This window comes from Citrobacter sp. Cpo071 (assembly GCF_030332765.1).
In the GTDB taxonomy this organism is placed as follows: Bacteria; Pseudomonadota; Gammaproteobacteria; order Enterobacterales; family Enterobacteriaceae; genus Citrobacter; species Citrobacter portucalensis.
Genome location: NZ_JAOWHE010000028.1, coordinates 15,446 through 36,216, shown reverse-complemented (window position 1 = coordinate 36,216; position 20,771 = coordinate 15,446). Strand labels below are relative to the sequence as shown.

Sequence of the window (20,771 nt, the reverse complement as noted above, 5' to 3'; positions counted from 1 at the left end):
CAAAAATAGGGACTTTTCATGAGCGGAAAACCAGCGGCACGCCAGGGGGATATGACACGCTATGGCGCAGACATTGTACAGGGATCAGCAGGAGTGCTGATTGGGGCGCCTACTGGCGTAGCCTGCTCGGTCTGTCCCGGCGGGCGAACATCGGGAAGCCCTGTCAATCCGCTGCTGGGGGCGAAGGTACTGCCTGGTGAGACCGATTTTGCGCTTCCGGGGCCGCTTCCCCTCGTGTTTTCCCGCGCCTACAGCAGCTACCAGACCCGTACTCCGGCCCCCGTGGGACTCTTTGGCCCGGGCTGGAAATCACCGTCCGATATCCAGTTACAAATTCACGAAAATGCACTGGTGCTCAACGATAACGGCGGGCGCAGTATCTACTTTGACCCATTGTTGCCGGGAGAGACCGCATACAGCCGCAGTGAGGCGCTCTGGCTTGCACGCGGTGGGGTGACAGCGCTGCACGAAAGCAATCCGCTTCATACGCTCTGGCAGGCTTTACCGGAAGCAATACGTCTCAGCGAACACCTCTATCTGACCACAAATAGTGTGCTGGGGCCGTGGTGGCTGCTGGGATGGCATGAGCGGGTGCCGCAGGCCGATGAGGCGCTTCCCGCCCCCCTGCCGCCATACCGGGTACTGACCGGGCTGACGGATAAATTCGGGCGCACGCTGACGTACCACCGTGAGGCGGTGGGTAAGTTCAGCGGGCAGGTCACCGCCGTCACTGACGGGGCTGGCCGTCGCTTCCGGCTGGTTCTGACTACCCAGGCACAGCGGGCTGCACCGCACCGCAAAACGCGCTCCCCCTTCCCGGATGAGCTTTCTGCCACCGATTACGGCACGGATAAGGGCATCCGGCTTTCGGAAGTGTGGCTGACGCACGACCCGGTATACCCGGAGAATCTACCCGCTTCGCCGCTCATGCGGTACGACTACACCCCGCGCGGGGAGCTTATGACGGTTTATGACCGCAGCGATACAGCGGTGCGCAGTTTTGGCTATGACCCGCAGTCGCCGGGCCGGATGATCGCGCACCGCTACGCAGGACGCCCGGCCACCCGTTACCGTTATGATGTGGCTGGTCGCGTGGTGGAACAGCATAACCCGGAGGGGCTCAGCTACACCTACCGCTATGAGAAAAATCGCGTCACCATCACCGACAGCCTGAACCGGCGTGAGGTACTGCACACGGAAGGTGAAGGCGGCCTGAAACGGGTGGTGCGTGAAGAGCGCCCCGATGGCAGTCTACTGTACCGTGAATTCGACAATGCGGGCAGGCTGACCGCACAGACCGATGCCGCCGGACGAAAAACCACCTACCGGCTGAATTCCGCTTCCGGCAGCGTCGACACGGTTACGTTACCCGACGGCAGCATGACGCAGTATTACTACAACCGCTATCAGCAGTTAACTGACACCGTCTATTCTGACGGGCTGGAAAGCCGCCTGCGCTATGATGAGCGGGGCCGGCTGGTACAGGAGACCGCCCGCAGCGGCGTCGTAACCGGCTATCTGTACGAGGCATTATCGGATGAATATCCCTGCGCCGTGCAGGATACCACCGGAGGAAAAAAACAGCTGTCGTGGAGCCGTTACGGCCAGTTGCTGAGTTACACCGACTGCTCGGGCTATGAAACCCGTTATGAATACAACCTTTTTGGTCAGATCACGGCGACGTACGCAGAAGAAGGGCTGAGCGTTTACCAGACCTACGACGCCCGGGGCAGGCAGGTAAGCCGCAGGGATGCACAGGGCCATGAAACCCGCTATGAGTACAACCCCGCAGGCGACCTGACCGCCACGCTGTGGCCGGACGGCAGCCGCAGTGACACGCAGTATGACACATGGGGAAACGCCCTGCGCGTCACTCAGGCTGGACTGATCCGGGAGATGGCTTACGACGCCGCCGGGCGAGTAACGACGCTGACCAACGAGAACGGCAGCCACAGCACGTTTGTCTGGGATGCGCTGGACAGAATGGTGCAGCAGACTGGCTTCGACGGCAGGACGCAGCGCTATGACTACAGCGCCACCGGCCAGCTTGTCCGCAGTGAAGATGAGGGACGGGTCACCCTGTGGAATTACGATGCATCCGACAGAATCATCCACCGCACGGTGGACGGCGAACGTGCAGAGCAGTGGCGCTATGACGACCACGGCTGGCTGGCAGAACTCAGTCATCTCAGCGAGGGCCACCGTGTTAGCCTCGGCTACCGCTATGATCGCAAAGGTCGGCTTATCAGTGAACGTCAGACCGTGCACCATCCTGAAACGGATGAACTGCTGTGGCAGCACGAAACAAAGCAGGCCTGGAACGAACAGGGGCGGGTGAACCGGATAAAACCGGATAATCTTTCGCCGGTGGAATGGCTGACTTATGGCAACGGACATCTGGCAGGCATGAAGCTTGGCGACACGCCGCTGATTGACTTCACGCGTGATCGTCTGCACCGGGAGACGCTGCGGCAGTTCGGCGCTTACGGACAGACCACAACTTATACGGCTGCCGGCCAGCTTCAGAGCCAGCACCTGACCCTGATGCCGTTGAACCGTGACTACGGCTACGACAGCACCGGGCGGCTGGTCAGCATCCGCGAAGCACACCAGACCCGGGAATATGCTTACGGCGGCAGCGGCAGACTGACGGGTACCACCCTGACGCGCGGCGCTGTCCACCTGGACATACCGTATGACATGGACGCCGCAGGCAACCGGGTGGAGGAAAAAGCCCTGCGCGATGCGCTCAGGCTGCCGGAGTCCAGCCTGGATAACCGCATCGAAAAAGATACCCGTTACCTGTACCGCTATGATGCGTCCGGCAATCTGACAGAGAAGCACACCCATGTTCCGGCAGGGGCTATCCGCAGCGGGAATGAAAAAACACACCATTATGGTTATGACCGCCAGCACCGTCTGGTGCATTACCGCCTGACCCACAGCTTCGGCAATCAGGAGATTACCCGGAGCCGGTATCTCTATGATGCCATGGGAAGACGGGTGGGCAGGATGGTCTGGCAGTGTCCGCGCCTGATGACAAATACGCTCCACGAGGAATATGGCGCGATGCCACACCAGCCGGAGGTCACCTGGTACGGCTGGGATGGTGACCGGCTGATCACCACGCAGACGCAGGCAGTGCGTATCCAGACTGTTTATCAGCCGGGGAGCTTTACGCCGCTGCTTCGGATTGAGACGGAGACCGCCGCACTGGCGAAAACCCTGCGCAGAAGCCTGGCAGAAAAACTGCAACAGGACTCAGGTATAGCGTTTCCGGCAGAGCTGGTGACATTACTGAACGGGCTGGAAACGGAGCTGAAACGCGGCGTCATCAGCGAAGCCAGCCAGCAATGGCTGAGTCAGTGCGGGCTGAACCCGGAGCAACTGAAGGGTCTGGTGGAGTCGGAATCTGAACCGGAGAGAAATATCCACCTATACCACTGTGACCACCGGGGGCTACCGCTGGCGCTGATAAACCGCGAAGGTAACGCGGCCTGGCGTGCGGAATATGATGAGTGGGGCAATCAGCTGATGGAGGATAATCCGGAAAATCTGCTACAGCTGATACGGTTACCGGGGCAGCAGTATGATCAGGAGACGGGGCTGTGTTATAACCGTTATCGTTATTATGATGCGATGCAGCGGCGGTATATCACCCAGGATCCGATTGGGTTTAAGGGCGGGTGGAACCCTTATACATATCCATTAGATCCTGTGCATAACTCCGATCCATTAGGGTTAGAAACTTTAAAATGTATTAAACCGCTACATTCTTTAGGTGGGAGTGGTGAAAAAAGCGGTCCAGATATCTGGGGGAATCCTTTTTATCATCAATATCTCTGTGTTTCAGATGGCAAGGGGGGATATATTTGTGGCGGACAAGATCAACGGGGTGAATCTAAAGGTGATGGTTTATGGGGACCAGGTAAAGCAAGTAATGACACAAAAGAAGGTGCTGGTCGCTGCGATTCTGTAGAAGCTGATAATAGTTGTATTGAGTCTTGTTTAAAAGAAAAATTCAAAGGAACTAGACCTCGTTATTCAGTATTGCCAGACCATCTCTCAATAATAAAACTAGGGTTGTTTAAGAATTGTCAGGACTGGGCGGATGATTCTTTAGAAATATGCAAGATGAAATGTTCAGGAAATGATATTGGTCGATTTATTAAATTTGCATTGAGCGGGGTAATGTGATGAAACATATCATTTATTTTATTAGAGGAGTATGGCTAATATTGTCAATTTCAATACTGCTACTTTCCACTTACAGACTTTCTTTATTATATTCAACACGTGATATTAGTGAGATGATTAGTGTTATGTCTTATGGAATGATGATAATATCATTTCCAACTGGTGTTGTTTTTTTTGTTATTCTAATATTTACAGGGTTTCTCCTAAACATTTTAAATGTACATATTGAAAATAAATTCATCATGATGGTAATCATATGGTTTTACTTATTCTTAGGGGGGTATGTTCAATGGGGCATATTAATTAACAAGATGATGAGGAGGTAATATTTAACTATTAAAAAAATTGATTCTTAGGTTTATTTTAAAATAATATTTTACGTGACTCTGGTGGCCTTTCTTACCGAAGAGGATTCACCTTGAATTAATAAAAAGGAAGATCCTGTTAATATATCAACATTTTTAGGTGGTAACTTTGATGGTTGATGGTTACTGGATTGATTACTTGTCAGCAATACACAAAATGCATAGTGAATTAAAATGAAATTATATATTTATTTTGTAATGTTATTATCATGTGGGATGGTTATATTGACCGGGTGCAAGGATAACAACTTTCATAATGCACTCCTTGTAGTTGAGTCATTTCATAATAAATTTAGCTCAAGTGATTTTAACGGTATTTACATTGATCTTGTTTCGAAAGAATTTAAAAAATCAATGACAAAATCAGATTACTTTAAACTTATGAAAAAAAACCGCGAACTACTTGGCAAATATCAATATGGTCGCTTATTAAAAAATGATCAGATGAAAGTATTGATAGGAGAAAATAAAACAACGATATCTTATCACTCAACTTATAATAAGTATGAGTTAAATGAATTTTTTGTGATAAAAAAAGAAGGCGATAAAAGTAAAATATCCCAAATAGTTTATGACGATATTCATGCAATAAAAATTAAAGATAAATGATATTAATATCAACATAACACAGTCTGCAGTAGCTGAGTCAGTGCGAGCTGAACCCGGAGCAACTGAAGGGTCTGGTGGAGCCGGAGTCTGAACCGGAGAGAAATATCCACCAGTACCACTGTGACCACCGGGGGCTGCCGCTGGCGCAGATAAACTGCGAAGGCAACGCGGTCTGGCGCGCGGAGTATGATGAGTGGAGCAATCAGCAGATAAAGGATAACCCGGAAAACCTGCAACAGCTGATACGGTTACCGGGGCAGCAGTATGATCAGGAGACGGGGCTGTATTATAACCGTTATCGATATTATGATGCGATGCAGCGGCGGTATATAACTCAGGATCCGATAGGGTTGAGGGGGAGTGGAACTTATATCAGTATACTAACAACCCTATTATAAAGATTGACCCTCTGGGTCTTTACAACTTATATCATATATAAAATGACGTCAACTAACTTTCAAAAAACAACCCTCGAGAAAAATTTCATTAATATCATGACGGAGGCAAAAAAAAGGATCTTGGTGAATTTAAAAAGTCAATACTTAAATTAGAGAGGAGCACTCACAGTTTAACTTCGAATAATGAAACATCCCTAATATACTACAGTGAATATAATAAAAAAATTGTTCAGGAGTTTTTTATATTTGAAATTGAGAGTGGCGAAACCAAATTAAAAGGTTACAGATATGATTCAATCAAGTAATACATTTATAGTTTCATTATAAGACATGCCATAAGGTGTAAACTGGAACAATTTGCGAGCCGCTTTCCAGATCAAACATTGTCCACATTATCCTATTTTCATTCACCTGGAATCAGGTTATAGCACTGTATAAATACACAGTTCACAGGAGAGGGTTATGGCACTGGAAAATGGAATAGCGGAGCTGGTCGCGGAATTTATTACGGCAGGTCGTCCCTCTTCGAGACAGCAGAGTATTGATGACCGGAGGGCGGGTTATATCGCTAGCACGTCGCTTGCCGGTGAGAAAGAGATACGGGTTAAATCAGAAGATATTGCGCTTGAAGGCATGACGTTTCGCGTAATATCGCCGTTAAATGCGGCACGTTCACTCCCCTGCGTCGTTTACTACCACGGCGGCTGTTTTGTTAGCGGCGGCTTTATGACACACGATAATCAGCTGCGCCAGTTAGCCTACAACAGCGGGTGTCGGGTGATTGCCTTGCGGTATCGCCTTGCGCCAGAGTACACCTTTCCCGCAGCTCATGACGATGCTGAACGGGGAGCGAATCTCGTGCATAAATACGCCGGGCAGCTTGGTATCAATGCCCATCGCATTACGCTTGCCGGAGATAGTGCTGGTGGGCATCTGGCGCTGGTGACTGCGCTACGTTTAAAAAAATCCGCGCGATGGTCGCCTGCCGCCTTAGTCCTGATTTACCCCATGCTTGACGCGACCGCCAGCTTTGCCAGCTACCTCAGCCATGGTCAGGATTACATTATCACACGCGATACATTGCTCTCCGGTTATGAAATGTATCTGCAGCAAACCGATACTCAGCATCCTGAAGCAAGCCCACTTTGGCGCAACGATTTTAGCGGCTTACCGCCGGTGCATATCCTTACCGCTGAATTTGATCCGTTACGGGATGAAGGAGAGGCATTACAACAAAGATTAACGCGACAGGGGGTTGCCTCTACCGGCCAACGTTATCTCGGCGTAATACATGGGTTCTTCCAGCTCGGGGGCGTCAGTGAAACGGCTCGAAGTGCCATGCAGGACGTGGCCCGGCGAATAGCCAGGGCCGGTGAGTGATTGGGCTATTTCAGTAGGGGCACGCCCCTACTCTTCCTCGTTCCCACCTTCTTCATATGCGCCAAAAGGTTTTGCGGGTAGCACAATGTAGGTGCCTTCGAACACCACGCCCGGCGTGTCGTCGCCAAATACCCCGACCTGCATCTGAACGCGCGCCTTACGACCTCTTGCCAGACGGTCCAGGTCTCCGCTCAGCGAGCCCAGATCGGCGATAGCGGTAGGTTTCCCGGTGATCGGCCTGCTGTACCGTATATGCGCGTCAGCAAGGATTATCGTCCCGCCCAGATGACGCTCGCGCAGCATCAGCCAGATAAGCCCCCAGCCCGTTAGCGTCGCCAGGGAAAACAAGCTACCGGCAAACAGCGTATGGTGCGGGTTCTGATTGCCCGTCTCGGGCATCGTGGTGATAAACTTCTGCCCGGTATACTGCTGAATGCGCACACCCATTTTCTCACTCAATGGAATATGTTCGTACCAGGCTTGCTGTAGTTGTCCGCACCAGTCCCCGCGATGGAGAATGTCGTCCAGCGTCGCGATGGGTTTAATCATCAAAAAGTGACGCACCGGCGTGGTTTGCGGCGTGGTGATTTCTCCCTGGCTCACAAACCCCAGTTTGGCGAAAAATTCGACCGCATCTTCACGGGCGCTACAGGTTACGCGCTTTACCCCTTCCTGACGCGCCACAGACTCCAGGGTCATCGCCATCAGCGTGCCCAACCCTTTCTCCTGCACGGAGGGGTCAACGGCCATAAAGCGTATGGAGGCTTCGTTATCCGCATTGATATACAGACGTCCTACTGCGACCAGATTCCCCTCTTCGTCCACCACCATCTGGTGATGCGCCATCGCATCCCAGGCATCCCGTTCGGAGCCTTTAGGCTGGTGCAACGGTTTACGCAGCATCTCCCAGCGAAACTGGTAGTAACGCTCCAATTCTTCTTCTGTTTGCGGTACACGAAGGTGATACATCGTCGTATTCTCTCTTGTTGTCCGCGGCCACACCGGTAGCTGGTTCATACTTGTAACCAGAACGTCACGGGGCCATCATTAACCAGTGAAACCTGCATATCCGCAGCGAATCGACCGGTTTGCGTATTCATTTCCTGTTGGCGGCAACGCTCAACAAAGTACTCATACAGCGCCTCTGCACGATCGGGCGCAGCCCCTTTTGAAAACCCCGGGCGCATGCCGCGTTCGGTATCTGCCGCCAGCGTGAACTGTGAAACCACCAGCACGCTGCCCCCTGACTGCTGCACGTTAAGGTTCATTTTGCCTTCGGCATCGCTAAAGATTCGATAGCCGAGTACGCGCTCGCACAGGCGGTTCGCTTTCTGCTCGTCATCATCCCTTTCGACACCTAACAGGACCAAAAGTCCTGGGCCAATTTCACCCGTCACCTCGCCCTCCACGGTGACGCTGGCACGGGTTACGCGCTGAATTAATGCAATCATGGTTGCTCTGCTTCTTCTTGTTCTGCGGCTTGTTTAAGTTTGCGGTATTCCCCGAGAGTGACAGTTATTTCCGCGCCTAGCAAGACGATACACCAGGTCCAGTATACCCAGACGAACAAAATGGGGATCACCGCCAGGACACCGTAAATGAGCTGATAAGACGGGAACATCGTGATATAGAGCGCAAATCCTTTCTTTCCGGTTTCGAACAACACAGCGGCCACAAAGGCGCCAATAACCGCATCACGGTTAGGTACACGCGTAGTCGGTACGATGCTGTAAAGCAGCCAGAACGAGAGCCAGGAAAGCACCAGCGGGAAAATACGCAGGACGTTATCGATCACCGTGTTGAGATCGCTGGCCCAGCGCAATGACAACAGATAAGAGCTGATCGCCAGACTGGCCCCCGCCAGCAGTGGCCCCAGCGTTAAAATCATCCAGTAAACGGCGAAAGAGTAAACTTTAGGCCGAGTACGCTTGCTGCGCCAGATAGTATTCAGCGCGTTATCAATGGAATACATCAGTAATAGCGCTGTCACAATCAGCCCACACGCCCCAACGGCGGTCATTTTGTTCGAGTTGGCAACGAACTGTTCGATATAACGCTGAATGACATCTCCCGTCGCCGGGATAAAGTTTGCGAAAATGAAATGACGTAGCTGGACGCTGACGTCAGAAAACATCGGAAATGCGGCGAAAAGCGCAAAAACTACGGCAATAAGCGGCACTAATGAGAGTAATGAGACATAGGCAAGATTCCCTGCCAGCGTCGTCATATTGTCCTCATCAATCCGCTGCCATAGTAGCTTCAACCAGGCCCGAACAGGACGCGTATGGTGCCTGGCTTGTTGCTGAACATTTTTTAGCATAGCAACTTCGCGAAATAGTCCGGAATGGTCGTTTTATCGACAACCTGGATGCTGGTAATCCCTAACCGATTAGCCCCTTCAATATTATCGGCGTTGTCGTCGAAAAATACCGCCTCATGCGCAGAAAAACCTTCAGACTGCAGGACATGCTGGTAAATCCGCGCTTCCGGTTTACGCATGCCCAGATCCTGGGAAAGGTAAATATGGTCAGCAGCCTGACGGATTTCGGGGTATTCGTCCGGCCAAAACGTCGTGTGCAGACGGTTAGTATTCGACAAGACGACCACCCGATGCCCCTGCTCACGCAGCTTTTGCATGATGTCGATGACTTCAGGACGCAAGGCAACAAAAACGGCCTGCCAGCCGTGGGAGAACTGCTCATAGCTTAGCGGTAGCGCCATGTCATGACATAGCGCTTCGGCAAAGGCTTCATCCGTTATTTCACCTCGCTCGTGCTGGTGAAAAGCCTCTCCCATGGTGAAACTTTGCTTTAACGAAGCCAGCGGTACACGGCTCAGATCGCTCCAAGTACCTAACACGCGATTGAAGTCGATATCGACAATCACATTACCCAAATCAAAGATATAGAGCATGCCCTTCTCCTTATTCGCCGTGGATGAATAACTGTAGCGGGAAAGGAGAAGTTTGACTATGAGTCCCTGTCGGGATTATTGGCTAAGCCATCAGAATTCCTGTGTAAATTGCCAGCGCGACTCAATCACCAACGGAAGACCTGCACTGACAAACTGCGGTGTCCTATTTATCGCATTTGGCGCCTGAGTAAGCGGATTGACACATGTTGCGTCGGGCTGTTTGTCAAAAACGACCAGGCTTTGCGCACTCGATGTCATCGTCATACTCAGCTTACCTGGCCACTGTAATCTGACATTGAGACCATCATTAAAACCAAAGCAGTCATCCCACGGGCCTGATTGTGGGGGGATTTTATTACCTGTTGGTAACTCATTATTCCCGGCTTCTTCCTGCCAGTCGGCCTTAAAACATACCAGTAATTCATCTTCTTCATTCTGCTGGCCCAGTTGTTTTGCAAACCAGGGGTGCCATCCAGCAGATGCCGGAAAAGTTTCAGACATGGTGTGAATTTCAAGTCGCAGAATTAACGCATCGTCTTCAAGAGTCAGCGTCTGCAGGACCTCTCCTTCCCAGGGCCAAGGAGCGCCCAGTGGCATGCGCAGTTTCAAGGTATCCGCTGTATGTTCGACAATTTCCCATGATGAATAACAGGCCATACCATGTAGAGCATGAGGCGGTTTGTTAGCAGGTAATACGTACTGTTTCTCCCCCACGGTCAATGTTGCATCGCCAAGGCGGCCTGCCCAAGGAACCATAGGAAAGCAGCCATACTGAAATGCTTTACGCTGTGGCTCCCATTGACGTAACACTTCAAAACCAAACGCCTGAAGCGAGGTGATTCTGGCACCATCGCGCGGAAAAATTTGCAGACGTAGATGTCCTTTTTCCAGAAAAATAGGTTGGCCGATCGGTCCCGGCCAGGCGGTATCAAAAGCACGTTGTAATGCTTGATAATGCTCAGTATTCAATTCATTGTTCATGTTATTGCTCTCTGATATTTCGGTAAGAAGTTAAATGTTATTAGCGTCATTTTTATTGTCTGAATGTGGCTCGATAAGCCAGACGCAACTGAATGAAAGTATTGAGATAACAAACAGAAACAGTGCTACATACCACGGTTTCCCGCCTCCCAGCGCCAACAAACTGGAGGCAATGAGCGGGCTTAACCCACCCAGAATTGCTGAGAACTGATAGGCAAAGGAAAGACCCGTATAGCGCACTCGTGTTCCGAACATACGGGTAAATAAGGTGGGCTGTACTGCAAACATCATCGTTGGCCCCAGGTTATAGCCAAGGATCATGCAGCACCAGATGATAAGTGTGCTTTTCGTATCCAGCAGCAGGAAGAATGGGAATGCAAAAAGGATGCAAAAACCAGCGCCAAATAAATACATCTTCCGTTGCCCAACGCGGTCAGAGATCCAACCAATTAATGGACAACACACAATGCCAATTGCTGAGGCGATTAGCATGCCGTTGAGTGGAATATCCCTTGATAATGCCAACTGGCTGGAAATATAGACAATACCAAAGGCATTAATGATGTTCGACGAAACGCTCTCCGCCAGCCTGGCCCCTAGCGCTAACAGAATATTCCGTGGATGCTTACGGAAAAGTTCAATCAACGGTGGTGCTGATTGTTCCTGTGAGACAGCCGTTTTTTGTTTTTTAAAATCCAGTGTTTCTTCGGTATGTAACCGTATGAACATCCCAACAATTAACATGATGGCAGATAGCCAAAAAGGGATACGCCATCCCCAGGCCAGAAACTCTTCCTGGGTCAGGAAGTGATTGCATAATGCAAACACCCCTGTCGCCAGCATAATCCCAACTGAGGCTGCCGTTTGTGGGAGCGAACCTAAAAACCCGCGCTTCGCCTCAGGCGCAGATTCAATAGTCATCAATGCAGCCCCGCCATATTCCCCACCCAGACCGAACCCCTGAACCAGGCGCAGAACCATCAATATAATCGGGGCCCAGATCCCAATATCCTGGTATGTTGGAATGAAACCGATTAAAAACGTTGAGGAACCAACTATCGCTAACGTCCAAATCAACGTTATTTTGCGACCGACTTTATCGCCAAAGTGGCCAAAAACAATGCCTCCAAGCGGACGTGACAGAAAACCCACACCAAAGGTGGCGAATGCGGCGATTAAACCAATAAAAGGATCGCTATCAGGGAAAAACAGGGGAGCAAAGACTAGCCCTGCCGCCGTTCCGAAAATAAAAAAATCGTACCATTCCATCAACGCGCCAGCGAAACTGCCCATGACAACGCGTCTCATGGCTTTGCCGGATAGCTCTTTCCCTGGTACATGTTCTATTTCAGCCATAATTTTCCTCTCCGGGTCGGCGAGAAATCTGCGCAATAAAATCACTAAAAAAGCGGCGGATTTATACGAAAAAGCGCGTCGACATGTTGCGACGCGCTTGCTTGTTATTTATCCAGCTCAGCCAGTACCTCAGCGTCTTCAGCGTCAACGTTTGCACCAAGTGGTTCCCACTTAATCAACACGCATGTCAGGAAGCCGAGAAAAGGAACAATTGCCAGCCAATAGAACGCTTCTGTCTTTAATGCACCCCACAACATAGGCCAGAAAATAAGTCCGGCAATCGCCCCAGTACGCATAATTGCACGAGCAAATCCTACGCCTGTCGGGCGAATAGATGGCGGATAAGAAAGTGTGGCAATGGTCATTCCCAGGCCGCCCGGGCCCGCTGAATGGAAGAAAATGATTGCGCCCAACAAACCTAAAGAAAGCCATGGGTTGGTGGTTGCTAATGCACCTAAAGCCAGTAATGCAACCGTTACGACGGCGAAACCATACATCGACTGAAGGCGAGTTCCCAAACGCTGGAGGATAAGAGAACCAATCAATCCACCTGTAATGCCACACAGGGCATTCACTACCGCAGAACCGCTAAGAGCCCCGGTTAATCCACCGCTCAGTATTCCCGCCAAAGTCAGCGGTAAATAAACACCCACGGCGTTATATTGCCAGGCTTGCATCGTCGCCACAACGCAGCCGAGAATAGTGCGTTTGCGATAACGTGAGTTAAATAAAATCCCATAGCCGCCATGAAACTTACTTTCTGTTTTTTCAGCAGAAAAATCATCGTTTTTTGGTTTGGCAGCAACGCGAGCATGAACACCATAGCGTTTAGCCAGAATATCGCAGGCTTTATCATAACGTCCGACTCGTGCGGCCCACATTGCAGACTCACCGATGAAGAAATAACGCAGAATCATGATAATGACGGCAAAAATAGCACCAATGAAAATACCATAGCGCCATAATTGCTCTTCCGCGATACCCGACAACAACAGTGGAAGCAGCACAAGATAGACGACCGTAGTTGATACATACCAGGCCATTTGCCAAAGGTTAACCGACGAACCGGTTTTCTTAGATGTTGAGCCGCGTAGCTCTGCCACCGCATTTGTTGCCAGCGGGAAATCAATACCCAAGCCAAATCCCATGATTACGCGACACACCAGCACCCACCAGATGTTCGGGGCTATCGCGACAGCTGCGGCACCTATTGTGCACAGGCCCATTCCGATGATAAATGCACGCTTTTGACCAAAGCGGTTAATCACACGGTTCGCCAGTAATCCACCAATCAGGGCGGCGACTAAAACAGAGGCGTTAACCGTCGCCGCCAGCCCCGGCGAAATACCAAATTGCAATGCGATATATTTATTACCAAAACCCACCATCGCCGCCTGATAGGCATCAATTAGAATGCCACCAAGAGCGATAAAAATGACGCCAACACTGGTGTTTACTGCTGAATGTTTATTAACAATATCAATCACGTCCTGGGGACGACCGATCGAGTAAGGTGTAGGACTGGTGATGTGACTCATCGCAGCATCCTTTTTCATTGTTGTAGGATGGCGCTACCCTTAAGCAGCGCCAGACAGAGGGTTACAGCATCAAACCTCAGCAAATTGCAGCATGACTTTTATAGAGTCATTTTGCTGCGCACGTTCAAACGCCTTATCCGCATCTTCGACAGGGAAGAGATCGGTCACCAGTTCGCTGGTGTCAAACCGCCCATCCGCAAGCCATTCAATCACGGCATCGAAGTCTTCCGGGATGTACATGCCGGAATTCAACAAATCGCGTTCGAAGCGCTGCATCATCGGAAGAGGAATTTCACGTGGGCCACTCGGTACCCCCATGCACACTACCGTTCCGCCAGCATAAACATGGGTAAATGCATCATTCAGCGTGGCCTGGGCGGCAACAACATCAATTGCCCCCGTAAAACGGACCTGTGCATCCAATTCCCCCGGAGCCCAGACTTCCGTGGCACCTAGCTTTAACGACAACGCGCGCTTGGCGGCATCAGGCTCGATGACGGTGATCTTTCCCGCACCCATGATGCGCAATGCTTGAACGATGGATAAACCAATTGTCCCTGCACCAATCACTAATACACTTTCCAATGACGCTTTCGGCATACGGCTCACGCAATGACGCGCGCAGGCTGCGGGCTCAGCGAAAGCCAGTGCTTTTAGTGGTAACGAAGCAGGTGCAACATGGCAGTTTCGTGCAGGTACAATGTGCTGCGAGCGGGCAAAACCCGGCGCCCGGAAGCCAGCAACCTGTGGCGGCTCACACAGATTAAAGCGACCCGCTTTACAAGCACGACACTCCATGCAGGCCATAATTGGGTCGACTACGACATGATCGCCCGGCTTAACATTCGTTACTTCACTGCCCACTTCAGTTACGCGTGCCGCAATTTCATGTCCAGGCACAACCGGAGGTTTTGCAAATGGGTGTCCTCCTTTCAGTACATGCAGATCAGAGCCACATATTCCGTAAAACACCGGAGCAATTCGGACTTCTTGCGGTTTAAGTTCCTGGTGCGGCAGCTCAACATATTGGGTGGTCACCTTCCCAATATCAGAAAATAGAACTTGGGTAATCTTATCCATGGTTCTTCTCCAGATTCGTTAAAATGGGTGATTAACGCTGAGAAATCCCTTCATCGACGATTTCTGCCAGGCGTTGTAAGCGTGGAACCGACACATCACGCAACATTGTTTGCGGATCTTGAGCACCAACAACCGATGCCCAAACGGCACGCCCTGCCAGGAATCCGGAAGCTCCACCCTTCATGGCGATACGGACCGCGCGGCCAAAAATATCCGCATCAACACCAGAAGAAAGAATGACCCACGGCATTTTCATTTGTTCATGCAACTTTTGACACGCAGCAAGTAGGGTCTGTTCATCACCTTTGCCGCCTAATGGCATTTCAGCTTTATAGAGGTCAGCATCGGTGCAGCCGAGTTCAGCCGCTGCGGCAACGATGGCGCTTTCCCGGTCAAATTCCCAGCCGCGACGAGGAGGTCGGACGACCGGCTCAATGATGCTGACCAGCCCTGCGCTACGACAGCGTTGAACAAACTCAGCCACCATAGCCAAACGTTCTTCTGCGGGTTCATCTTCACGCCACAGCACTAACAACTTCATGGCTTTCGCACCCATTTCGCGGGCTTTATGCGGATCAATTGCTCTGTCAATTTCGACACTATCAACCGGAATACCATTACCCGGAACAAAATGGTCAGCCGCCACAATCAGTCCACATGAATCAGCGACTGCACCTTGAGAGACAATCTGATCGAGACAATATTGTTTATCTGCCAGAACCGCTGAAGCGTAGGGAGACAGAATTTGTGTTGCTGCAACTTTAAAATCAGTCAATACGCTGTCGGCAACAGGTTTAGGATGTCCAGACGCTGCAAACATCAGACGCATTGCTTCACGCTGATCAACGGCCAGCATGGCAAATCCACCGCCAGGGCGAGAAATATCTTTCAGCGTGTATGGGGTATTGTGGGAAGACATAATAACTCCTGTAACTGTTTAAAATTTAGAGTGAATCTGGTCGGCCAGCCTGCTGACGAACCTGAGATAACAGCGCACTCCAGTCCTGACGGCCTCGACCGTTCTCGCTGGCACGGGTGTAATAGGTTTCTGCTGCAATGCCCATATTGAGCGGCGCACCGGTCTGACTAGCGACATCGACGGCAATACGCAGGTCTTTCAACGCGAGGTCCACCATGAATGCCGGAGAAAGGTCTCCTTTAAGTACCTTGCCAGGCCAGGTTGTCGTAAAGTGCCCCTTGCCTGCGGCAGTACCGCTCATGACCTTAATGGCCACATCAAGGCTCAAACCCAATGACTCGCAAAGAACAGCGGCTTCCGCTGACAAGGCGTTCAGCGCAATACTCATATAGTTATTGATGAGCTTTACGCGGATCCCCATACCGGGACCGCCAGCTTCCACCAGCTCATTCCCCATACACATCAGCACAGGGCGAGCACGTTCAACCTGTTCAGGCGTTCCGCCAGCAAGAATCAGCAGCGTGCCGTCAATCGCGTTAACTGACGTCCTGCCCACAGGAGCATCCATCATGCTGATGCCTTTCTCTTTCATCTCATGAATCAACTCATCGGTCTGCAATGGATGAATCGTGGACATGTCAATAACCAGGGCATTGGGGGACAGGCCTTCGCTGACGCCATCTTTACCCAGCAGAACTTGCCGAACGATGTCGCCATTTGGCAGCATAGTGATTATGAATTCGGCACCTTTAGCGGCTTCAGCGGGTGTTTGAGCAGCAGTCGCACCTTTTTGTACTAATTCATTGACTGCCTGTTGGTTTACGTCGAACACACGCAAAGCATGTCCCTTTTGCAACAGATTATTAGCCATTGGGCTGCCCATCTGGCCCAAGCCCAAAAATGCAACGGTTGTCATGAATGCTCTCCTGTGTCAGGTTGACAAAATAATTACAATTAAAAACTCGTTTTCGTCTGTTTTTGAGCATATTTGTAATTTATGACTAAAAACAAGACACGCGTCACTAATTTGATCATTTATGTCATTAAAATGAACAAAAGAAGACAAGATCACACAGGACTAACCAAATATGACCAGAATTGCATGTGTTGGAATCACCGTTCAGGACCGTATTTATTCTCTGAACAACCTGCCCGATGGCGGGGGAAAATATCAGTCAAATCAATATTTTGAGACAGGTGGCGGCCCGGCGGCAACAGCAGCTGTCGCCATTGCCCGGCTTGGTATTGACGTTGATTTTATAGGCCGTGTAGGCGATGACAGTTGTGGGAATACCTTGCTTAACGAGCTTCAGAGCTGGGGGGTCAATACGGCGTTCTGCCGGCAATACCCGAACTCCCGTTCATCCCAGTCCGCAATTTTGGTCGACCAGCATGGCGAACGCATTATCGTGAACTATCCAAGCCCGGATCTCGATACGGATGCAAGGTGGCTGGAGTCGATTGATTTTTCCCGTTATGACATCGTTCTGGCCGATGTACGTTGGCATGAAGGGACGTTGAAATCCTTCGAACTGGCACGTGCCGCCGGAGTTCCAACGCTGTTGGATGCCGATATGACACCACAAGATATAACCCCATTGGTGGCGCTTGCCGATCATGCCGTTTTTTCAACTCCAGGTCTGAAGAGAATGACCGGGCAAGATGATGCACAACAGGCACTTAAACTGGCCGCTGAGCAAACCAATGGTAAAGTGTACGTTACGCTTGGCGGCGAAGGGTCACTATGGATCGAAAATGGTCATATGTGTCAACAGACTGCATTTTCTGTCAATGTTGTGGATACAACCGGTGCAGGCGATGTTTTCCATGGTGCAATGGCAGCAGCTCTTGCAGAGCAAATGCCGACTGACCAGGCGATTCGCTTCGCAAGTGCGGTGGCGGCGATGAAATGCACTCAGGCGGGCGGACGAGCCGGAATTCCTAATCGTGCGCAAACCGAATCATTTTTGTCACTTTATGCGTAAAATAGCCAACAATTACGGGGAAGAAGTCCAGGAGTATTCATGAGCATCATTGAAGTCACCGGTAATCCGCGACACGATCAACTTGTTCATTACATTACAGAACGCGGCTATATGAATATCGAAGAGCTCGCACAATTGCTGGACGTGTCCACGCAAACCGTGCGCCGGGATATTCGTAAGTTAAGCGAACAGGGCTTGATCACCAGACATCATGGTGGAGCCGGACGTGTATCCAGCGTCATGAATACCGCCTTTGAACAGCGAGAGTTGTCCCTTACCCAGGAAAAAGAAGCGATAGCGGAAGCGGTTGCTGATTATCTTCCTGAACGCTGTACGGTATTTATTACCATTGGTACAACGGTGGAAGCCGTCGCACGAGCTTTGCTGAACCGTCGGGATCTTCGCATCATTACTAACAGTCTTCGTGTTGCGCAGATCTTATATAAGAATCAAGATCTTGAGGTTATGGTGCCCGGTGGAACGTTACGTGCTCATAATGGCGGTATTGTTGGCCCAGGAGCAGTGAACTTTATTGAAGGATTTAGAGCCGACTATTTGATTACCAGTATTGGTGCCATCGAGGAAGACGGCACACTATTGGAATTTGACGTTAACGAAGCGCTTGTCGCCAAAACGATGATTAAGCATGCACGTAATACGCTGTTAGTTGCTGATCATACTAAGTTTACCGCCTCAGCCGCTGTATCCATCGGTAATATGCGTAAAATTCGGGCATTTTTTACCGATTCCCAGCCACCAAATTCATTCAAGCAATTGCTTGATTTAGAAAATATTGAGCTAGTCATTGCAGAGCAGGAAACGACCTGATCTTTTAGATAAAAAAAGCCGCTGATAATCAGCGGCTTTTTTGTGCTTACCTGAAAAAGAGTGTTAATTACTCTTCTTTCGCGCCACGCATTGCACGGCGACGATCGTTTTCAGTCAGGTGACGCTTACGGATACGGATAGAGGTTGGTGTTACTTCTACCAGTTCGTCGTCATCAATGAATTCCAGAGCCTGCTCCAGAGTCATCTTAACCGGCGGAACCAGAACCGTTGCTTCGTCAGTACCAGACGCACGCATGTTGGTCAGTTTCTTACCGGTCAGGCAGTTTACAGTCAGGTCGTTAGAGCGGCTGTGAATACCGATGATCTGGCCTTCGTAAACTTCAGCACCGTGACCCAGGAACAGCTTACCGCGGTCCTGCAGGCTGAACAGTGCGAACGCAACTGCTTTACCCTGGCCGTTGGAGATCAGTACGCCGTTCTGACGCTGACCCACATCACCCGCACGAACGTCGTCGTAGTGGCTGAAGGTGGAGTACAGCAGACCGGTACCGGAAGTCATGGTCATGAATTCTGAACGGAAGCCGATCAGACCACGGCTTGGGATCACGTAGTCAAGACGTACGCGGCCTTTGCCATCTGGATTCATGTTTTTCAGGTCGCCTTTACGCTCGCCCAGAGCCTGCATCACAGAACCCTGGTGCTGCTCTTCAACGTCCAGCGTTACGTTTTCGAACGGCTCTTGTTTACGGCCGTCGATTTCGCGGAAGATTACTTTCGGACGGGAAACCGCCATTTCGAAACCTTCACGACGCATGTTTTCGATCAGAACAGACAGGTGCAGCTCACCACGACCGGATACACGGAACGCATCCGCATCTTCGGTTTCTTCAACGCGCAGCGCAACGTTGTGCACCAGCTCTTTGTTCAGGCGGTCAAGGATCTGACGAGAGGTAACATATTTACCTTCTTTACCGCAGAACGGAGAGGTGTTTACGCAGAAGAACATGGTAACGGTCGGTTCATCAACGGACAGAGCTGGCAGCGCTTCAACATTCTGCGGGTCGCAGATGGTGTCGGAGATGTTCAGTTCGCCCAGACCGGTGATCGCGATGATATCGCCTGCTTCGGCAATATCACTCTCGATACGTTCCAGACCCAGATGGGTCAGAACTTTACCGACTTTACCGTTACGGGTTTTGCCTTCGCTATCGATGATAGTGATCTGCTGGTTCGGTTTAACTTTACCGCGTTTGATGCGGCCGATACCGATTACGCCAACGTAGTTGTTGTAGTCCAGCTGAGAGATTTGCATCTGCAGCGGGCCATCAAGATCTACGCTCGGAGCCGGTACACGATCAACGATAGTCTGATACAGCGGAGTCATGTCTTCAGCCATGTCTTCGTGATCCAGACCCGCGATACCGTTCAGCGCAGAAGCGTAAACGATCGGGAAGTCCAGCTGCTCGTCGGTAGCGTCGAGGTTAACGAACAGGTCAAATACCTGATCAACAACCCAGTCAGGACGCGCGCCAGGACGGTCAACTTTGTTGATAACAACAATTGGCTTCAGGCCATGGGCAAAGGCTTTTTTGGTCACGAAGCGCGTCTGCGGCATCGGACCGTCCATTGCATCCACCACCAGCAGCACAGAGTCGACCATGGACATTACACGTTCAACTTCACCACCGAAGTCGGCGTGCCCCGGGGTATCAACGATGTTGATACGGTAGTCATTCCATTTGATAGCGGTGTTTTTAGCGAGGATGGTAATCCCACGCTCTTTCTCCAAATCGTTGGAGTCCATCACGCGCTCTTGGGTTTCAGCACGTGCATCGAACGTACCGGATTGTTGGAGCAGCTTGTCTACCAGGGTCGTTTTACCATGGTCTACGTGCGCGATGATGGCGATGTTACGCAAATTTTCGATCACAACTTTGCCTCAGGCATTTTAGAAATAGCGCGTTATTGTACACGGATTAATCGCAGTACAAAACAGGATCACAAACATCCTCCGCAAACAAGTATTGCAGAGTTTCTTTGTGATCACATTCACGGAGCGTTAAAAGGGGTAATCTGACATGCTTTGCACCAATATGGTGCTTAATGTTCACATTAAAGCACTATAATGGTGCAATACAACCTTCATGGTGCAGCCCCTTTGCACGATGGTGCGCATGATAACGCCTTTTAGGGGCAATTTAAAAGTTGGCACAGATTTCGCTTTATATTTTTTATGGCGACACGGCCAATTTTTGCAGAAT

Annotated in this window: 17 protein-coding genes and 1 pseudogene; 7 read left to right on the top strand and 11 right to left on the bottom strand. The window is 50.6% G+C overall.

All coding sequences use genetic code 11. The annotated features are described in order from the left end of the window. Window positions 1–18: 18 nt before the first annotated feature. From OGY09_RS00640 to OGY09_RS00625, 5 genes and pseudogenes are all read left to right on the top strand, one after another. Window positions 19–4,197, top strand: a complete 4,179-nt coding sequence (locus OGY09_RS00640) for an RHS repeat-associated core domain-containing protein (protein WP_275399182.1) — start codon at window positions 19–21, stop codon at window positions 4,195–4,197. Next, window positions 4,197–4,523: a hypothetical protein gene (locus OGY09_RS25340; RefSeq protein WP_032945560.1), complete on the top strand. Its 327-nt coding sequence runs from the start codon at window positions 4,197–4,199 to the stop codon at window positions 4,521–4,523. The genes OGY09_RS00640 and OGY09_RS25340 overlap by 1 nt, the downstream gene beginning before the upstream one ends. Before the next feature lie 213 nt (window positions 4,524–4,736). Beyond that, on the top strand, window positions 4,737–5,171 hold the full coding sequence (locus OGY09_RS00635) for a hypothetical protein (protein ID WP_150388394.1): 435 nt from the start codon (window positions 4,737–4,739) through the stop codon (window positions 5,169–5,171). A 32-nt stretch (window positions 5,172–5,203) separates the two neighbouring features. Further along, window positions 5,204–5,610 (top strand): annotated as a pseudogene (locus OGY09_RS00630) (RHS repeat-associated core domain-containing protein); the annotation flags it as partial. A gap of 421 nt (window positions 5,611–6,031) precedes the next feature. After that, the gene (locus OGY09_RS00625; protein WP_032945557.1) at window positions 6,032–6,949 is read left to right on the top strand and encodes an alpha/beta hydrolase; all 918 of its coding nucleotides are present in this window, start codon (window positions 6,032–6,034) and stop codon (window positions 6,947–6,949) included. A gap of 27 nt (window positions 6,950–6,976) precedes the next feature. On the opposite strand, the gene fabY is transcribed toward OGY09_RS00625, so the two are convergent. The 10 genes from fabY to yihU all read right to left on the bottom strand — a co-directional run bounded on the left by fabY (window position 6,977) and on the right by yihU (window position 16,652). Then, entirely contained in the window at window positions 6,977–7,918 is a 942-nt protein-coding gene (fabY, locus tag OGY09_RS00620) for a fatty acid biosynthesis protein FabY (protein WP_003825286.1), read from the bottom strand. Between the two features lie 44 nt (window positions 7,919–7,962). After that, window positions 7,963–8,400: a D-aminoacyl-tRNA deacylase gene (dtd, locus tag OGY09_RS00615; protein WP_003825289.1), complete on the bottom strand. Its 438-nt coding sequence runs from the start codon at window positions 8,398–8,400 to the stop codon at window positions 7,963–7,965. After that, window positions 8,397–9,269, bottom strand: a complete 873-nt coding sequence (locus tag OGY09_RS00610; protein ID WP_008786998.1) for a virulence factor BrkB family protein — start codon at window positions 9,267–9,269, stop codon at window positions 8,397–8,399. The genes dtd and OGY09_RS00610 overlap by 4 nt, the downstream gene beginning before the upstream one ends. Further along, window positions 9,263–9,862: a glucose-1-phosphatase gene (gene yihX / locus OGY09_RS00605; RefSeq protein WP_008786997.1), complete on the bottom strand. Its 600-nt coding sequence runs from the start codon at window positions 9,860–9,862 to the stop codon at window positions 9,263–9,265. Before yihX ends, OGY09_RS00610 begins: the two co-directional genes overlap by 7 nt. 90 nt (window positions 9,863–9,952) lie before the next feature. Then, window positions 9,953–10,843, bottom strand: coding sequence for an aldose epimerase family protein (locus tag OGY09_RS00600; RefSeq protein WP_032945555.1), 891 nt, complete (start codon window positions 10,841–10,843; stop codon window positions 9,953–9,955). A 30-nt stretch (window positions 10,844–10,873) separates the two neighbouring features. Next, entirely contained in the window at window positions 10,874–12,199 is a 1,326-nt protein-coding gene (locus OGY09_RS00595; RefSeq protein ID WP_020996120.1) for an MFS transporter, read from the bottom strand. A gap of 104 nt (window positions 12,200–12,303) precedes the next feature. Next, the gene (locus OGY09_RS00590) at window positions 12,304–13,737 is read right to left on the bottom strand and encodes an MFS transporter (RefSeq protein WP_008786994.1); all 1,434 of its coding nucleotides are present in this window, start codon (window positions 13,735–13,737) and stop codon (window positions 12,304–12,306) included. Window positions 13,738–13,806: 69 nt separating this feature from the next. Further along, window positions 13,807–14,817, bottom strand: coding sequence for a zinc-dependent alcohol dehydrogenase (locus OGY09_RS00585; protein WP_008786993.1), 1,011 nt, complete (start codon window positions 14,815–14,817; stop codon window positions 13,807–13,809). A 31-nt stretch (window positions 14,818–14,848) separates the two neighbouring features. Continuing rightward, window positions 14,849–15,736: an aldolase gene (locus tag OGY09_RS00580; RefSeq protein ID WP_032945553.1), complete on the bottom strand. Its 888-nt coding sequence runs from the start codon at window positions 15,734–15,736 to the stop codon at window positions 14,849–14,851. Window positions 15,737–15,761: 25 nt separating this feature from the next. Next, window positions 15,762–16,652: a sulfolactaldehyde 3-reductase gene (yihU, locus tag OGY09_RS00575; protein WP_008786991.1), complete on the bottom strand. Its 891-nt coding sequence runs from the start codon at window positions 16,650–16,652 to the stop codon at window positions 15,762–15,764. A 172-nt stretch (window positions 16,653–16,824) separates the two neighbouring features. Here yihU and OGY09_RS00570 point away from each other — a divergent pair, with 172 nt between their 5' ends. Together OGY09_RS00570 and OGY09_RS00565 are read left to right on the top strand one after the other, a co-directional pair. Then, the gene (locus tag OGY09_RS00570; protein WP_032945551.1) at window positions 16,825–17,721 is read left to right on the top strand and encodes a sugar kinase; all 897 of its coding nucleotides are present in this window, start codon (window positions 16,825–16,827) and stop codon (window positions 17,719–17,721) included. A gap of 39 nt (window positions 17,722–17,760) precedes the next feature. Continuing rightward, window positions 17,761–18,549, top strand: a complete 789-nt coding sequence (locus OGY09_RS00565) for a DeoR/GlpR family DNA-binding transcription regulator (RefSeq protein WP_008786989.1) — start codon at window positions 17,761–17,763, stop codon at window positions 18,547–18,549. A 67-nt stretch (window positions 18,550–18,616) separates the two neighbouring features. Here the strand turns inward: OGY09_RS00565 and typA are convergent, their stop codons facing one another. Beyond that, complete coding sequence (gene typA / locus OGY09_RS00560) at window positions 18,617–20,440, bottom strand: ribosome-dependent GTPase TypA (protein WP_008786988.1); 1,824 nt, start codon at window positions 20,438–20,440, stop codon at window positions 18,617–18,619. Window positions 20,441–20,771 lie beyond the last annotated feature (331 nt).